The organism is Methylobacterium platani, from assembly GCF_001653715.1.
Classification (GTDB): domain Bacteria; phylum Pseudomonadota; class Alphaproteobacteria; order Rhizobiales; family Beijerinckiaceae; genus Methylobacterium; species Methylobacterium platani.
Map to the genome: position 1 here is coordinate 1 of NZ_LWHQ01000036.1, position 16,582 is coordinate 16,582.

Annotated in this window: 12 protein-coding genes and 1 pseudogene; 11 read left to right on the plus strand and 2 right to left on the minus strand. The window is 74.1% G+C overall.

The annotated features are described in order from the left end of the window. The coding region (locus tag A5481_RS17635) for a contractile injection system protein, VgrG/Pvc8 family (RefSeq protein WP_280945611.1) at nt 1–333 on the minus strand (333 nt) is incomplete at its 3' end. Between the two features lie 215 nt (nt 334–548). Here A5481_RS17635 and A5481_RS17640 point away from each other — a divergent pair. From A5481_RS17640 to A5481_RS17650, 3 genes and pseudogenes are all read left to right on the plus strand, one after another. Next, nucleotides 549–986, plus strand: a pseudogene (locus A5481_RS17640) (transposase); the annotation flags it as partial. A gap of 140 nt (nt 987–1,126) precedes the next feature. Continuing rightward, complete coding sequence (locus tag A5481_RS17645; protein ID WP_245239214.1) at nt 1,127–2,014, plus strand: TRAP transporter substrate-binding protein; 888 nt, start codon at nt 1,127–1,129, stop codon at nt 2,012–2,014. Nucleotides 2,015–2,079: 65 nt separating this feature from the next. Beyond that, nucleotides 2,080–2,868 (plus strand): SDR family oxidoreductase, encoded by a 789-nt coding sequence (locus A5481_RS17650; protein ID WP_048437224.1) that lies wholly within the window; start codon nt 2,080–2,082, stop codon nt 2,866–2,868. A 62-nt stretch (nt 2,869–2,930) separates the two neighbouring features. On the opposite strand, the gene A5481_RS17655 is transcribed toward A5481_RS17650, so the two are convergent. Then, on the minus strand, nt 2,931–5,150 hold the full coding sequence (locus A5481_RS17655; protein WP_082173585.1) for a TonB-dependent receptor: 2,220 nt from the start codon (nt 5,148–5,150) through the stop codon (nt 2,931–2,933). 559 nt (nt 5,151–5,709) lie between these two features. On the opposite strand from A5481_RS17655, the gene sbnA reads away from it, so the two are divergent. The 8 genes from sbnA to A5481_RS32595 all read left to right on the plus strand — a co-directional run bounded on the left by sbnA (nt 5,710) and on the right by A5481_RS32595 (nt 16,545). Further along, nucleotides 5,710–6,708 (plus strand): 2,3-diaminopropionate biosynthesis protein SbnA, encoded by a 999-nt coding sequence (gene sbnA, locus A5481_RS17660; RefSeq protein ID WP_082173586.1) that lies wholly within the window; start codon nt 5,710–5,712, stop codon nt 6,706–6,708. 93 nt (nt 6,709–6,801) lie between these two features. Beyond that, complete coding sequence (gene sbnB / locus A5481_RS17665; RefSeq protein ID WP_197514209.1) at nt 6,802–7,812, plus strand: 2,3-diaminopropionate biosynthesis protein SbnB; 1,011 nt, start codon at nt 6,802–6,804, stop codon at nt 7,810–7,812. An 11-nt stretch (nt 7,813–7,823) separates the two neighbouring features. After that, nucleotides 7,824–9,578, plus strand: coding sequence for an IucA/IucC family protein (locus A5481_RS17670; protein ID WP_064504097.1), 1,755 nt, complete (start codon nt 7,824–7,826; stop codon nt 9,576–9,578). Continuing rightward, complete coding sequence (locus A5481_RS17675) at nt 9,575–10,765, plus strand: MFS transporter (protein ID WP_064504099.1); 1,191 nt, start codon at nt 9,575–9,577, stop codon at nt 10,763–10,765. Before A5481_RS17670 ends, A5481_RS17675 begins: the two co-directional genes overlap by 4 nt. Next, a complete protein-coding gene (locus A5481_RS32590) occupies nt 10,762–14,178 on the plus strand; it encodes an IucA/IucC family protein (RefSeq protein WP_082984933.1) in 3,417 nt (1,138 codons plus the stop codon). The genes A5481_RS17675 and A5481_RS32590 overlap by 4 nt, the downstream gene beginning before the upstream one ends. Continuing rightward, on the plus strand, nt 14,175–14,957 hold the full coding sequence (locus A5481_RS17685; RefSeq protein WP_048435494.1) for an HpcH/HpaI aldolase family protein: 783 nt from the start codon (nt 14,175–14,177) through the stop codon (nt 14,955–14,957). Before A5481_RS32590 ends, A5481_RS17685 begins: the two co-directional genes overlap by 4 nt. Then, nucleotides 14,954–16,162: a type III PLP-dependent enzyme gene (locus tag A5481_RS17690; RefSeq protein WP_048435495.1), complete on the plus strand. Its 1,209-nt coding sequence runs from the start codon at nt 14,954–14,956 to the stop codon at nt 16,160–16,162. Before A5481_RS17685 ends, A5481_RS17690 begins: the two co-directional genes overlap by 4 nt. Further along, nucleotides 16,159–16,545: a ParB N-terminal domain-containing protein gene (locus A5481_RS32595; protein WP_048435496.1), complete on the plus strand. Its 387-nt coding sequence runs from the start codon at nt 16,159–16,161 to the stop codon at nt 16,543–16,545. The genes A5481_RS17690 and A5481_RS32595 overlap by 4 nt, the downstream gene beginning before the upstream one ends. Nucleotides 16,546–16,582: the final 37 nt, after the last annotated feature.

Genomic DNA, 16,582 nt, shown 5'->3' on the forward strand with positions numbered 1-16,582 from the left:
GCGCTGGCTCATCAGCCACAGCCGCGGGCGCAGGGTCAGCGCGTACTGGCGCGCGCCTCTCGTGACGATCGGCCCCTCGTGCAGCTCGGTGACGAGGCCGTTCCAGACCCGCTGCGAGCCGTCGGCGAGGGTGAGCGTCAGGTCGGCGGCGGTACCGACGATCTCGTCGGGGCGGACCTCGTCGCGTTGCGCGCGGACGCGGGCCTGGAGGGTGAAGAGGCGGTTGATGCCCTCCTCGACCTCCAGGCGTTCGAGCAGCAGCACGTCGGGGCCGAGCACGGTGTCGATCGCCATCAGGCGACCGGCCTGGGTGTAGCGCACAGGCTCGGTCATCGCGTGCCTTCCGTAGGGGTCGAAGACGAGATCTATGGTTTACGGCAGGGTTCTCCGACGTTCAACCCTGCGCCGTGCGGTGACTTCGGCGACGATCCGTGAGGGCTGACGCAGCAGCATGGGGATATCATATTGTAGATCCGGCGCTTCAGAGCACCTGCCTCAACCGTCTCTACTCCCGTGATTTCAACGACTTAGCAGGATCCGGGATGGGTACGACGCTGTTTGCCGCGCTCGACGTGCTGGAGGGCACGGTGATCGGCCGCTGCATGCAGCGCCACCGCCACGACGAGTTCCTGCGCTTCCTCAACACCGTCGAGGCGGCGGTGCCGGCCGGCACGTTGATCCACGCGATCCTGGACAACGACGCCACCCACAAGCCCCCGAAGGTAGGGGCTTGGCTGGCCCGGCACCCGCGCTGGATCTTCCACTTCACCCCGACCTCGGCGTCGTGGATGAACGCCGTCGAGGGCTTCGTCTCGGTCCTGACCCGGCGCAGGCTGAGGCGGGGCAGCTTCAGCGGGATCGTCGATCTCCAGGCCGCGATCAACCGCGACATCGCCGAGCACAACGACAAGCCGAAGCCCTTCGTCCGGACCAAACCGGCCGCCATCCTCGATGCCGTCGACGGCAACGCTGCACCATCCGAATGAGTCAGTGCACTCGATCACGGGTTCCGCCGCGTGGCCCCGGGATGACGACGGAGAGTCACGGGATACGTTCACGGACACGGTCGAAGCAAGAAAAGCACCCGAGCGGCAAGGCCGCCAACCACAACAGACCAGGAGGAACGATGTCGCGCGCTCTTCTCTCGCGCCGGGCTGCGGACGCCATCCGCGAGCAGACCGGCGGGCGGGTCGACCTCCAGATCTTCTCCAACAACCAGCTCGGCGGCCAGAGCGACATGCTCTCGCAGCTGCGCTCCGGCGCCCTCGAATGCTTCGCGCTCTCGGGCGTCAACGTGCTCTCGACGATCATCCCGACCGCGTCGATCTACGGCCTCGGCTTCGCCTTCCCGGATTACGACGCGGTCTGGCGCGCCATGGACGGCGATCTCGGCCGGCACCTGCGCGGGCAGATCGAGAAGGCCGGCCTCGTCGTCATGGACCGGATCTGGGACAACGGGTTCCGGCAGATCACCAACAGCGTGCGACCGATCGCCGAGCCGAAGGACCTCCAGGGGCTCAAGATCCGGGTGCCGGTGAGCGCGCTCTGGACCTCGCTGTTCCGCTCGCTCGGGGCGGCGCCGACCAGCCTCAACTTCGCCGAGGTCTATTCCTCGCTGCAGACCCGGGTCGTCGACGGGCAGGAGAACCCGCCGGTCATCATCAACACCGCCAAGATCTACGAGGTGCAGAAATACTGCTCGGTGACGAACCACATGTGGGACGGCTGGTGGTTCCTGATCAACCGCCGGGCCTGGACCCAGCTGCCGGACGACCTCAAGGAGGTGTTTGCCCGCATCGTGAACGCCGCCTGCCTCGACGAGCGCAGGGACGTCGCCCGGCTGAACGCCTCCCTGCGCGAGGAGCTGGTGGCCAAGGGGCTCGCCTTCAACGACGTCGACACCGCCCCCTTCAAGGAGGAATTGCGCAGGAGCGGCTTCTACGCCGAGTGGCGTAGGAAGTTCGGCGACGACGCGATGGGCCTGCTCGAGAGCGCCGCCGGCAAGCTCGGCTGAGGCCTTGCGGTCGGCCCCCGATCGCCGACACTGGCGCACGACGACACTCCCGGGGAGGGACCACGATGAAGCTCGGACTCGACGGCAAGGTGGTGCTGGTCACCGGCGGCTCGAAGGGGATCGGCCTCGCCTGCGCCCGCGCCTTCCTGGACGAGGGCGCCCGGGTCGGCCTCGTCTCGCGGGCGCAGGCCCATCTCGACCACGCCCTCGCCGAGCTCGGGGCGGGCGGGGACCGCGTCGCGGGCTACGCCGCCGACCTCGTCGACCCCGCCCAGGCGCTCGCCGCCCTCGATGCCCTGGAGGGCGCGCTCGGCCCGGTCGACGTGCTGGTCAACAGCGCCGGCGCGGCGCGGCGCGTCCCGCCCGACGACCTGACCCCCGAGCGCTGGCGCGCCGCCTTCGACGCCAAGCTCTTCACCTACGTCAACATGTTCGATCCGGCGGTGAAGCGGATGGCGGCGCGGGGCAGCGGCGTGATCGTCAACGTGATCGGCAGCGGCGGCAAGGTGGCGGCGCCGACCCACATCGCCGGCGGCGCCGCCAACGCCGCCCTGATGCTCGCGACCGCCGGCCTCGCCCAGGCCTACGCGGCGAGCGGCGTGCGGGTCGTCGGCGTCAGCCCGGGCCTCACCCGCACCGGCCGGGTGGCCGAAGGCATGCAGGCCGAGGCGGCCCTGCAGGGCGTCGCGGTCGAGGAGGCGCAGGCCCGGGCGGAGGCCGGCATCCCGCTCGGCCGCATGGCCGAGCCCGAGGAGATCGCCGCCGCGGTGGTGTTCCTCGCCTCGGCCAAGGCGAGCTACGTCACCGGCGTGACGCTGACGATGGACGGGGCGAAGGTGGCGGTGGTGGTGTGAGCGGCGCCAGGATCGACCGGGTGCCGCCCTGACGCGGTGGCAGGAAGAGATCCCCGTCGGCTTCAGAAATCCATCGAGGCCGAGAGCAGGAAGGTCCGCGGCGTGCCCTGACTCAGGATGCCGCGTCCGGTCGAGGCCCAGTAGTTGGTGCCGGTCACGTTGGCGACGGTCGCCCGCAGGGTCAGCGGGCGGTCCTGGACCGTCGTCGCGTAGCGCAGGCCGACGTCGAGCGTCGCCCAGTCGGGGATCTTCTGGCTGTTGGCGAGGTCGTAGTACTGCGCCGAGGTGTAGATCACGCGGCCGGTCAGCGTCAGGCCGGGCAGCAGGCTCGGAGGCAGGTCGTACTCCCCGTAGAGGTTGAGCTGCACGTCCGGCACGCCGACCGCGGTGCGCCCGACGTTGCGCGGGTCCTGCGCCCGCACCTGCACCCCGTCGAGCAGGGTGACGCCGCCGAGGAGCCGCACCCCCGGCACCGGCTCGCCGAACACGGTCAGCTCGACGCCGCTGTTGCGCTGGCGGCCGTCGACGGAGAAGACCAGGGTGCGCGAATCGAGGAAGCCGGAGGGCTGCTCGATCTCGAAGGCCGCGAAGCCGACGCCGACCGTGCCGAAATCGTACTTCGCGCCGACCTCGGTCTGGCGCGAGACGAAGGCCGGGAAGGCCGCCGAGGCGTTGACCGCGTTCACCGGCGCGGCCGGCGAGGTCAGCCCCTCGACGTAGTTGGCGTAGAGCGACAGCCGCTCCCAGGGCTTCACCACGAGGCCGACGCCCGGCGAGAAGGCGCCGCTCTCGCTCGCCCCGGTCCGCAGGCCGGTCGTCGCGCTGTAGGAATTCACGTCGAGGCTCTGCCAGCGGCCGCCGATCGTCAGCAGCACCCGGTCGTCGAGGATCGACAGCGTGTCGGCGACCGCGATGCTGCGGTTGATCCGGCTCGAGGTGCGCGGGGTCGCGTTCGACAGCCCGATCGTCGAACGCGGCGCGACGTAGGTCGGGTCGTAGAGGTTCGACACGATGGTCGACCCGACATTCTGCGCCGGCGGCTGGGCGAGGTCCTGCCAGAACCCGACCGCGGCGAGCCCGAAGCTGTGCTTGACCGGGCCGGTCTCGACCGTGCCGCGCAGGCCCGCCTCCGCCGTCTGGTTGACGATGTGGAACGGCAGGTAGCTGACCGGGTCGCGGTAATCGCCGCGCGGGCTGAAGATCGTCAGCACGCCGCCGAAATATTCCTGGCGGAAGTTCGAGACGCCGTAGGCGCCGTAGAGCGTCAGGTCCGGGGTCAGGTCGTACTCGACCCGGGTGGCGAGCTGCTGGTTGGCGCTGTCGCGGTACTCCCAGGGCTGCTGCTGGTTGAGGGTCAGGTCGGGCGCGCGGGGAATCCGCACGCCGGCCGCCACGCTGCGGTTGCGCAGGGGCGAGGTGAAGTCGAGTTCCTGGTAGCCGAGGTCGAGGCTCGCCCGCAGCCGCTCGCCGCGATAGTCGAGGGCGAGCGCCGCGACGCCGAAATGGAGGCTCTGGTTGTCGATCGGCGTCCGGCCGTTGTTGAACGCGCCGTTGAAGCGGACGCCCCATTCCTTGGCGTCGCCGAAGCGGCGGCTGACGTCGATCGCCTTGTAGATCGTGGCATCGGAGGCGTAGCCGATCGTCGCGCGGGTGAGCGGCTCGTCGCCGGCCCGCTTCGGGATCAGGTTGATGATGCCGCCGATATTGCCGAAGGGCGGAACGCCCGAGAGCAGCGTCGAGGGCCCGCGCAGCACCTCGACCCGCTCGATCGGCTCGATCGCCGGGTTGAACGCATCGGCGACGCCGAACAGGCCGTTGAACGCCATGTCCTGGGCGAAGACCGGGAAGCCGCGGATGAAGAAGCCGAGGATGCCCGAGAAGGCCGGCACGTTGGTGCGGATCGACGGGTCGTTGTTGACCACGTCCTGGACGTTGCGGGCCTGCTGGTCGCGGATCAGCTTGTCGGTGTAGCTGGTCGAGCTGAACGGCTGGTCGAAGACGTCGCGGTTGCCGAGAAGGCCGAGGCGCGAGCCCGATCCGACCTGGCCGCCCGGATAGGCCGGGGGCGGCGGCCCGACCACCCCGTTCGGCGGCGGGGCCTGGAGGCCGGGCCGGCCGCCGGCCTGGCCCGCCACGGTGATCTCGTCGAGGCGGATGTCGCTCTGGGCCGCGGCGCCCTGCGCGAGGCAGGGCAGGGCCAGCGTGGCCAGGCCGAGGCCGGCCGCGAGCCGGCCACGGGTCCTGGAACGGGTCCTGGGACGGGGACGTCGGGCGTGCCGCATACGAAGACGATCCGGAGTTGATGGCGATCTCGGGCCGACCGCGTGCCAGCCGATTTTTCTATTCGGTATCCCCAAGCGGCACGCAACGGATTTGCGCGCCGTCCCGCCGCTTATCCGCAGCCTTGTTGCGTTTCTGGAACAAAACTCAAACTATAATATCTCTAAACTGGCTCATTCCCCGGATTGCGCGTCTTATGAATTCTGCCGGGTATGCGCGCCACATCGATCCTGCTGCTGCGGCATCGTGACCGAGAACGCGGCCCCGTCGATGCCGAACGCTCGCCAGAGGCGCGCCCGGGCCCGGCAATCGATTGATCGGCCTCGCCGAATCCCCGCACCTGGAATTGTTCGACTTCCATCCTGCACATCGTCTTATAAACATTCGATATCGGAATGAATATATCTTAGAAATCATCCAGAAGAAATCGATTGAACCATGCGACGACATCGTTATCTCCACCGCAGATCGGATCGGCACTGAACCGGGAGCGGGCGAAAGTCCTGCCAGGTCTGTCGTGCCCGTCGCGATGTCGAAGGAATGCCAGACGGGGAGATGCCCATGTTGCCGGCGCTTGAGATCCGTGTCGGGGAGACGCCGCTCGTCGCCCTCGACAGGCTGTTCCCGCCCGAGATCGTCCCGGTCTTCGCCAAGCTCGAGATGCTGAACGTCGGCGGCAGCGTGAAGGACCGCACCGCCCACTACATGGTGGCGCAGGCGATCGCCGCCGGGCGGCTGACGGCGGACAGCCACCTCGTCGAGAGCTCCTCGGGCAACCTCGCCATCGCGCTCGCGATGATCGCCCAGCGCGTCGGCATCCCGTTCACCGCGGTGGTCGACCCGAACATCGCGCCGGCCAACCGCCGCCTGATCGAGGCCTACGGCGCCCGGGTCGACATGGTGAGCGAGAAGGACGAAGGCGGCGGCTACCTGCACACGCGGGTGCGGCGGGTGGCGGAGCTGGCGCGCACGCTCCCGGGCGCCTTGTGGCTCAACCAATACGCCAATCCCGACAATTGGCGGGCGCATTACCACGGCATCGGCGCCGAGATCGTGCGCGAGATGCCGGCGGAGCCGACCCACCTCGTCGCCGCCGTCTCGACCTGCGGCACCCTGATGGGCATGGCGCGCCGCCTGCGCGAGCGCTGGCCGCGGATCGAGGTCGTCGCCGTCGACCTCGACGGGTCGGTGATCTTCGGCGGGCCGGGCGGGCGGCGCGACATCCCGGGCATCGGCGCGAGCCGGGTGCCCGAGCAGCTCTCGCTGCCGGAGGTCGACGCGGTGATCCACGCCACCGACTGGGAATCCACCCTCGGCTGCCGCCGGCTGGTCGAGCGCCAGGGCCTCCTGGCGGGCGGCTCCTCCGGCACGGTCGTGGCGGCGATCGAGAAGCTGATCCCGCGTCTCGGCCGCGGCGCCCGCATCGTCACGCTGCTGCCCGACCGCGGCGAACGCTACCTCGACACGGTCTACGACCCGGGCTGGCCGGCGCCTGAGCGACGCCTGACGAAGCCCTTCGAGGCCTCCTACCGCCGCCTCGCGACCCGCTCCGCGGCCTGAGCGCCGCCCGTATCGCGGCCTGACGGGCCGCCCGTATCGCGGCCCGACGGGCCGCCCGCGCCCCTCTCCGCCGACAGCCCAAGGATGCACCCCATGGCCACGACCAGCCTGCGCTACCTCTCGCGCGCCGACATCGTCGGACTCGGAGGCGACCGCTCCGACCTCTACATGGCGGCGATCGAGGAGGGGTTCCGCCTCCACGCGGCGCGCGACTTCGTCCAGCCGCTGAAGCCCTACCTGCGCAGCCCGCGCGCCGCCCACATCGCCGACCGCATCATCGCGATGCCGGCCTGGATCGGCGGCGAGCGGCCGGTCGCCGGGCTCAAGTGGATCGGCTCGAAGCACGACAACCCCGCCTCCCGCGGCCTCGAGCGCGCCAGCGCGGTGATCGTGCTCAACGATCCCGAGACCAACGGCCCGGTCGCCGTGATGGAGGCGGCGCTGATCAGCGCCATGCGCACCGCCGCCGTCACCGGGCTGGCCGTGCGCCACCTCGCGCGGGACGGCTTCACGGAGGCCGCGCTGATCGGCTGCGGCCCGATCGCCGCCCGGCAGGCCCAGACGCTGGCCGAGCAGGTCCCGAGCCTGGCGCAGGTGCGGCTGTTCGACCTGCGCCGCGAGGCGGCCGAGGACCTGGCGAGTGCCTTGCGCGACCGCTTCCCCCACCTGCGCACGGTCGTCGCCCCGAGCGCCGAGGCGGCGGTGCGCGACTGCCCGGTCGTCGTCACCTGCACGGTGACCGACACGCCCTACCTGCCGTTCCGCTGGCTCAGCCCCGGCACGCTGCTGGCCAACGTCTCGATCATGGATGTCGAGCGCGAGGTCTTCCTGAAGGCCGACAAGGTCGTGGTCGACGACTGGGACCAGTGCAACCGCGAGAAGAAGATCATCAACCTGCTGGTCGAGGCCGGCGAGTTCTCCCGCGAGCGGCTGCATGCCGAGCTCGGCGAGATCGTGGTCGGGCGCCGGCCGGGGCGGGAGCGCGACGACGAGATCATCCTGCTCAACCCGATGGGCATGGCGATCGACGACATCGCCTGCGCCCGCGCCGTCCTGGCCCGCGCCGAGGCCGCGGGCGCCGGCACCGTGCTGCCGTTCGTCTGAGGCCGCCGCCGATGCCCGGACCGACGACCCTCGCGGACGACCTCCTGGCCGAGCTGTTCGACGCGCTCTGGATCGAGGACGTCGCGGGCTTCTCCAGCCGGGGCGTCCTCGGCGCCCCGGACCCGGACGGGACGCGCGACTACGCGCTCGCCCTCGGCCCGGGCCACCTGCGCGCCCGCGTGCGGCCGGACGGCTGGCGCGAGGGCGTGCGCTATGCCGGCGCCGCCCGCGTCGAGACCGCCCGCGAGAGCAGGAGCCTCGACGCGGCGGGGCTCCTCGCCCTGGCGCTCGACGCCCTGCCGGGACTGGCGCCCGCCATCCGGGAGCGCACCCGCGACGAGATGGCGGGCATCCTCGACGACCTGCCCGACCGGGAGGCGGCGGCGGACGCCCTGGTGGGCCAGGCCCTCGCGGGCGACCCGATCGCCTGGGAGCGGATCGCGGCGTGGCGCGACCGGCCGTTCCATCCGCTCGCCCGCGCGCGCCAGGGCTTTGCGCGCGCGGACAGCCTCGCCTACGGCGCCGAGGCCGGGCGCTACTTCGCCCTGTCCTGGTGTGCGCTCGCCCGCGACCGGCTCGGCATCGCGCCGGGCGCCGACCCGGCGGGGCCCGCCGCCGCCCTGCTCGATGCCCCGCAGCAGGCCCTGCTGGCCCGCGAGATGGCGGCGCGCGGCCTGCACGCCTCGCACGTCGCCCTGCCGCTCCACCCGTGGCAGGCCGAGCACGCGGTGCCCGGGCGCTTCGCCCCCGAGCTGCGCGACGGGCGACTGGTGATTCTCGATCTCCGCGGCCCCCTCGCGGCGGCGACCTCGTCCTTGCGCACGGTGGCGCTGCCGGCGCGGCCGGGCCTCCACCTCAAGCTGCCCCTCGACGTGCGCACCCTCGGCGTGCGCCGCCTGCTGCCGCCGCAATCGCTCCACAACGGGCTGCACGGGGCCGCGCTGCTGGCCGCGGGGCTCGCCCGCGACCCGGTGCTCGCCGGCTCGGTCGGGCTCGCCAACGAGGCGGCGTTCTGGCACTTCGCGGAGGCCGACGGCGGCCTCTACGCCGAGCGCCCCGGCCTCCTCGGCTGCTCCCTGCGCCGCCTGCCGGCGGGCGACGGCCCGGCGGTGCCGCTCGCGAGCCTCGCGGTGGCGCCGCGGGGCGGCGTGCCGCCGGCCCTGCGGGCGGTCGCCGGGGACGCGCCCGATCTCGGCGCCCTGTTCGCCGATATCGCCGGGCTCGTGCTCGGCGCGATCCTGCGCGGCGCCTGCCTCGGCTTCGTGCCGGAGCTGCACGGGCAGAACGCCCTCGTGGCGTTCGCCGGCGGGCGGCCCCGCCGCCTGATCCTGCGCGACCACGACACGGTGCGCACCGCGCCCGACTGGCTCGCCGGGATCGGCCTGCCGGTCCCCGCCTACCTCGTCACCGATCCGCTTCGGAACTCGCTGCTGCTGCGCCGGCCCGAGGATCTTGTCGCCTACGCCCAGACCCTCGCCGTCGACGTCGCCCTGCGGGCGGTGGCCGAGGCCTTCGCGGCGGCGGGAGCCGGCTTCACCCTGGCCGAGGCCCGCCGGATCCTCGTCGCGACGGTGGAACGGGTGCTCGACGAGGCCGAGGCGCCCCGCGAGCGCAGGGCCCTCGTCGCCGACTGCCTGCTCGGGCGCGAGACGGCGCCGTTCAAGGAGGTGCTGACCCCGCTCCTCGCGGCGGCCGCCCTCACCACCTCGATGCCGAGCCGGCTCGGCCGCGCCCCGAACCCGCTCGTTGCGGGGAGGAGGTCGTGACAGGCCGGCCGGCCGGCACCGCCGGGCTCGCCGCCCTGGTCCTGCTCCAGGTCGCCGTGACGGCGGCCCCGCTCGCCCTGCTCCCGGTCCTCGGGCTCGAGGTCGCCCGGATGGGCGCCGCCCCCGCCTTCTGGACCGCCGCGCTCCTTGCCGCCCCGGCCGTCACCACCCTGGCGATGACCCCGGCCTGGCCGGCCCTGGCGCGGCGCCTGTCCCTGCCGGCCCTCGTCGTCTGGACCGGGCTCCTGTCGGCGGCGAGCTGCGGGCTGATCGCGCTCGCCGCCGATCCGCTCGTGCTCCTCGCCGGCCGCCTCGTCCAGGGGCTGGCCGGGGGCGGCGTCGTGCTGGCGCTGGCGTTCCGGGCGGCGGGGCGCAGCGCCGGGCGCGGCTTCTCGCTGATGCAGCAGGCGGTGGCGGCGGGCTGCCTGATCGGCCCCGTCGCCGGCGGGCTGGCCTTCGAGCGGGAGGGTATCGGCGCGCTGATGCTCGCGGGCGCCGGGCTGATCCTGCTCCTGACCCTCGCCGCCGCCCGCGCCGCCCGGGGGCTCGCGGCCGAGCCGGAGGCCGCGCCCGCGCCCGCCGGGCCTCGCGCCCGCGATTGGCCGCTCCTCGTCGCCGGGACCTGCGGCAGCGCCGGGGCCTTCGCCTTCGTGGCCTTCTTCCCGACCTGGGCGAGCGCGCAGGATGCCGGTCTCTACACGCCCGGCCTGATCGGCCTCCTGCACAGCCTGAGCTGGGTCGCGGCGCTGCTCGTCCTGCCGCTCTGGGCCCGGGGCCTCGACGGCCTTTCGCCCGTCCTCGCCCTCGTCCTGTCGCTCGTCGGCTGCGGCCTCGGCTATGCCCTCGTGCCCCTCGGCCTCGGGCTTTCCGGCATCGTCGCCCTGCGGGTGATCCAGGGCGCGGTCTATGCCGGCCAGGCGCCGGCCCTGTTCGCGGCGGCGGAGGCCGCGGGCCCGAGCCGCACCGCCGCCCTCGCGCGGGCGCGGGCCGGCCTGACCGTCGGCCAGCTCCTCGGCCCGGTGGCCGCGGGCCTCGCGCTGGTGCCGCTCGGCCCGTCCGGACCGCTCCTCGCGGCGGCGGGCCTGTCGCTCGCCGGGGCGCTCGCCCTCGCGCCGTCCCTCCTCGCCCGGCACCTCCCCGCCCCGCCGGTCGAGGCCGATCCCCTCCGTCCCCGGAGCCGCTCATGACGCCCTCGCCCCTCGCCGAATCCGACGTCCGTTCCGCGGCCGACCCCGCCGATGCCGTCCAGGCCGGCTTCGCCCTCGAGCGCCTGCTGAACACCTGGCTGCGCGAGCGCAGGCCCGATCTCGTCCCGGTCGAGGGCGAGACCTGCGCGGTCCCCCTCGGTGACGAGACGCTGTCGGCCCTGTGCCTGCGCGCCTCGCCGGGCGGGTTCCACGCCTTCGCCGCGCCCCTGTGCCTGCACCACGCCGACGGCCGCGTCACGGATCTCGACGATCCGGCCGAGCTGGCCCGGCGGATGATCGAGGCGGCCGCGCCGGAGGCGACGCCCCTGCGCGAGGCCGTGCGGCGGCGCCTCCTCGACGGCTTGCGCCGCTCCCGCGACCATGCCCGCGCCTGCGCCGCCCGGCCCCTCGATCCGACCCCGGCCGGGCTGGAGCAGCGGCTGTGGCACGGCCACCCGTTCCACCCCCTCGCCAAGAGCGTCGACGGTTTCTCGGAAGCCGATTCCGCGCTCTACGCCCCCGAGCGCGGGGCGGCGTTCCGCCTGCGCTGGCTGATCGCCGACCCCGACCTCGTCGCGAGCCTGTGGCGCGCGCCGGAGGCCGGGCCGCGTGTGGCCGCGGCGCTCGCCCGCCTGTCGGGGCTGCCCGCCGAGACGGTGAAGGACCGCGTCCTGATCCCGAGCCATCCCTGGCAGGCGGCCCGGCTCGAGGCCGACCCGGCCGTCGCCGCCCTCGTGGCGCAGGGGCGCCTCGCCGTCACTCCGCCCTCGGGCGCGTCCGTCACGCCGACCTCCTCGGTCCGCACCGTCTTCTCGGCCGCGGAGAACCTCTTCCTCAAGCTGCCGATCGCGGCGAGGATCACCAACTTCGCCCGCACCAACAGCCGCGAGCACCTCGCCCGCAGCCTTGCCGCCGCGCGGGCGCTCGCCGCGCTCCCCGGGGTGGCGGCGGCCTGCGGCCTCGACGTGCTGGACGAGCCGGGCGCGCTCAGCCTCGCTCACGCCGACCTCGACGCGGTGACCGGCGTGCTGGTGCGGGAGGGACCGCGCGAGGACGCCTTCGTGGTCGCGGGCCTGCTCGAGCCTGCGCCGCAGGACGGACGGCCGATGCTCGCGGCGATGGGGGCGGCGCCCGCCGGCCGCGACGGGGCGGAGGCGTGGCTGCGCGCCTATGCGCGGGCGGCGATCCTGCCGCCGTTGCGCCTGTTCGCCCGCACCGGGATCAGCCTCGAGGCCCACGCCCAGAACAGCCTGCTCGTCCTCGAAGGCGGCGTGCCGGCCCGCCTCGTGGTGCGCGACCTCGAAGGCGCCAGCATCGACCGCGACCGGTTCCCCCCCCTCGCGCCGGGCCTCGCCCTCGATCCGGCGGTGCTCTACGGCGCCGAGGAAGCGTGGCGGCGCCTGCTCTACTACCTCGTCGTCAACCAGGTCGCGCACGTCGTCGCCACGGTGGCGCGGGCGGCCGACCTGCCCGAGGCGCCGCTCTGGGGGGTCGTCGCCGACGCCCTGGCGGGCTCCGACGAGGACGACGGGACCCACACCCTCGTCGCCCGGCTCCTCGACGCGCCGACCCTGCCGGCCAAGGCCAATTTCGCGAGCTGCCTCGCCGGCCGGGGAGAGCGGCCGGACTACGTCGCGCTCCCCAACCCGCTGCACGCCGCCCGCGCCCGCATGCAGGCGCAGGCCTGGCGCGAGGCCGGCGCCCGCGTCGCGGGACAGCTCCTCGGCGCGCTGCTGCACGAGGACCTGCTGCCGGACGGCACGGTCGCCCTCGACGGCCCGGACACGGCGCTTACCGTCGCCGTCACCCCGTCGCGCGGCGGCACGGTGCATCGCGCCCGGGCCCGGCGCATGGCCGGCTACGGGCGCATCCTGGTCGAGCCCGGCAGCGTCACCGCCGACGGGGTCGCGGTCACGGACGCCTCCGCCTTCCTCGCCGACCTGCTCCCCGCTCTTCCCAGCACCCCGGCGGATCACGCCCGCTTCGCCGAGGAGCTGGCGCGCACGCAGGGCAACCACGCCGCGAGCCTCGCGCACGGCGCCGGCCGGCGCCTCGCCGGCCTGTGCTACGAGGAGCTGGAGGGGGCGCTGCCGGACGGGCACCGCTATCACCCCTGCTTCAAGTCCCGCATCGGTTTTTCCCCGGAGGACAACCGCGCCTACGGCCCGGAATTCGGCCGGCCCCTGCGCCCGGTCTGGATCGCCGCCCACCGGTCGATCGCCGAGGCCGGCTCCCTGGCGGCGCCCGGCCGGCAGGATGACGGGCTTCTTGGCCGGAGCCTCGAACCCGCCGGGCTGTCGGCGTTCCGGGACCGGCTCGGCGGGCGGGCGGAGGACTTCGTCCTGCTCCCGGTCCATCCCTGGCAGTGGCTCAGGGTCGGCGAGGCGGCGACCGAGGCGCAGCGGCGGGCCGGCCGGGTGGTGGTGCTCGGGCCCTCGCCGCACGAATACGGCGCGCAAGCCTCGATCCGGACGCTGGCCGACCGCACCGCGCCGGGCGCGCCCTCGCTGAAGCTGGCTCTCTCGATCCGCAACACCTCCACGGCCCGCACGCTGGCGCCGCACACGGTGCTGAACGCCCCGATCGTCAGCGCCTGGCTCGCCGAGGTCGCGGCGGGCAGCGCCTATCTGCGCGACAGCGGCGTGGTGCTCCTCGCCGAGCGGATGGGCGTCGCGGTCACGGCCCTGCCCGCCTGGGATCGGGACGGCACGACCCGCGGCGCCCTGTCGGCGATCTGGCGCGATTCCGTGACGCCGCACCTGCGCGAAGGGGAGGGCGCGGTGCCGTTCGCGGCGCTCACCCACCAGGACGGAGAGGCGCCCTTCATCGCCGGCTGGATCGCCCGGCACGGGATCGAGCCGTGGCTCGACCGGCTGCTCGCCGTCGCGATGCTGCCGGTGGTGCATCTCCTCCTCGCCGAGAGCATCGCCCTCGAGAGCCACCAGCAGAACATGGTGCTGCTCCACCGCGACGGCTGGCCCACCCGCGTCGCCCTCAAGGACTTTCACGACGGGGTCCGCTTCATCCCCGGCGACGTCGCCCGGCGGCCGGCGCTCACCCCGACGCCGCCCGAGCATGCCCGCGTCAACGCCAATTCGTACGTCGAGGCGACCGACGTCGAGGACGTGCGCGACTTCATGGTCGATGCCCTGTTCGGCGTGAACCTCGCCGAGCTCGGCTTCTGGCTCGACCTGCGCCTCGGCTATCCGGAGGCGCGCTTCTGGGAGCGGGTGGTCGCGGCGCTCGCCGGCCATTGCGCGGCGCATCCGGCGGCCCGGGCCGGGGCCCTGCGCTACCGCCTCGCCGCCGACACCCTGGTGGTCGAGGACCTGGCGCGGCGCCGGCTCGATCCGGCCGGGGCGAGCGGCCGGCGCCGGCCGAACCCGCTCGCCGCCCTGAGGATCCGGCCGTGAGCGCGCGCCTGCGCCTCAAGGGCCGGCTCGATGCCGGGCGGGCGGCCGGCGGCCTGTTCGTGTCGATCCCCGCCCCCGAGATCGTCGAGATCGCCGCGGTGGCGGGCTTCGACTTCGTCCTCGTCGACCTCGAGCACACCCTGATCGACGGGGCGGCCCTGGAGCGGATGCTCGCGGCCTGCGACCGGGCGGGCGTCAGCGCGCTGGTGCGGGTGCCCGGGGCGGGCTCCGAGCGGATCCTGCAGAGCCTCGACGCGGGCGCCGCCGGCATCGTGGTGCCGCGGGTCGCCTCACCGGCCGAGGCCGTGGAGGCGGTCCGGCGCGCCCGCCACGCGCCGCGGGGAATCCGCGGGCTCAATGCCGGGCGGCTCGGCCGCTACGGCGATTGCGATCTTGCCGGCCTGCCGGCCCGCCTCGATGCCGAGACCCTGGTGATCGCGATGATCGAGGACGAGGCCGGGCTCGCGGCGGTCGCGGACATCGCCGCGACCGCCGGCCTCGACGGGCTCCTCTTCGGCGCGGCGGATTACTCGCAGGCGATCGGCCTGCCCTGGCAGACCGGCGCCCCGGCGGTGCAGGCGGCGGGCTCGGCGGTGACGCGGGCCTGCCGCGCGGCCGGGATCCACGCCTTCGCCATCGCCCGCTCCGAGGCGGACCTGCCGCGCCTGCGCGACGAGGGCGTGGGCGGGCTCCTCGTCGCCAACGACCGCGGCCTCCTGCGCCGCGCCCTGAGCGAGGCCGACCGCGCCTGGCGCACCCTTCCGGGAGACCTCCGATGACCACCCTCTACCGGCCCTCGGCCGAGACCGTCGCCGCCGTCACGCGGGCGGACCGGCCGGTCTGCGCCTTCCTGCACGACCTCGACGGCCTGCGGCGCCAGGCGCGGGCGCTCACCGCGCCGCTGCCGCCCGGCACCGCCTTCTTCTACGCGGTCAAGGCCAACAGCGACCCGCGCGTCCTGCGGGCGCTCGCACCCGTCGTCGCCGGCTTCGAGGTCGCCTCCGCCGGCGAGGTGCTGCGGGTGCGCGAGGCCGCAGGACCCGATATCCGCATCGTCATGGGCGGCCCGGCCCGGACCGAGGAGGACATGCGGGTGGTCCTCGCCCACGGGGTCGAGCGGCTGCACGTCGAGAGCCTGCACGCGCTGCACCTGGCGAATGCCGCGGCGGCGCGGGCGGGCGCGGTCCTGCCGATCCTGCTGCGGGTCAACCTCGCCGGGCCGGTACCGGGGGCGACCCTGACCATGGGCGGGGCCGCCACCCAGTTCGGCATCGAGGAGGCGGCGATCCCCGACGCGATCGCGGCCGCGCGCGACTGCCGGGCGCTGCGGCTCGAGGGCTTCCACTTCCACACCGTCTCGAACAACCGCGACGCGGCCGGGCACGCGGCGCTCTGCGCGGCCGAGCTCGCGCTGGCCCGGTCCCTGGCGCGCGAGCACGGGGTCGACCTGCGGATCGTCAATCTCGGCGGCGGCTGGGGCGTCGACTACGCCGATCCCGGATGGCGCTTCGACGCCGCGGCCTTCGCGGCGGCCCTCGCGCCCCACCTCGCCCCGGACGGCCCGGCGGTCCAGTTCGAGTGCGGGCGCATCGTGGCGGCCTACCACGCGGCCTATCTGTGCGAGGTACTCGACCTGAAGCGCACCCATGGCCGCGCCTTCGCGCTGCTGCGCGGCGGCACGCACCATTTCCGGCTGCCGAGTTCGTGGGCGCACGACCACCCGTTCCGGATCCTGCCGCGGGAGGGCTGGCCCCATCCCTGGGCGCGGCCGGCGCTCACCGATGCCCGGGTCACGCTCGCGGGCGAATTGTGCACGCCCAAGGACGTGCTCGCCCGCGACGTCGCGGTGGCCCGGATCCGGGTCGGGGACGTCGTCTGCTTCGAGATGGCCGGCGCCTACGGCTGGGACATCTCCCACCACGACTTCCTGCGCCACGCCCATCCGGAGCGGCTCTTCCTCGACCGGGGCGAGGTGATCGCGTGAGCCCCCTCTCCCTGCTCCCGCCGCTGGCCCTGCGCCCGACCGAGGAGACGGATCCCGGCCGGATCGGCGAGGTGATCGCGCTCATCCTCGACGCGCAGGCCTGGACCCAGCCGATCTGCGTCGAGCGCGACACCCTCGCGGTGCTCGACGGCCATCACCGCCTGGCGGCGGCGATCCAGCTCGGGCTCGCCCGGGTGCCGGTCCGCACCTACGACTACGCCGCCGTGCCGCTGGCCTCCTGGCGGCCGGAGGTCGCCCCGACCCGCGACGAGGTCCTGCGCCGGGCCCTCGCCGGCCGGCTCTACCCGCCGAAGACGACCCGCCACACTTTCGCGCCGGCACCGGAGACGGCTGTCGGGCTCGCGCAGCTGGTCGGGCCCTGAGGGACGGCCCCCGCCGACGCGCGATCCGGCTCCGGGT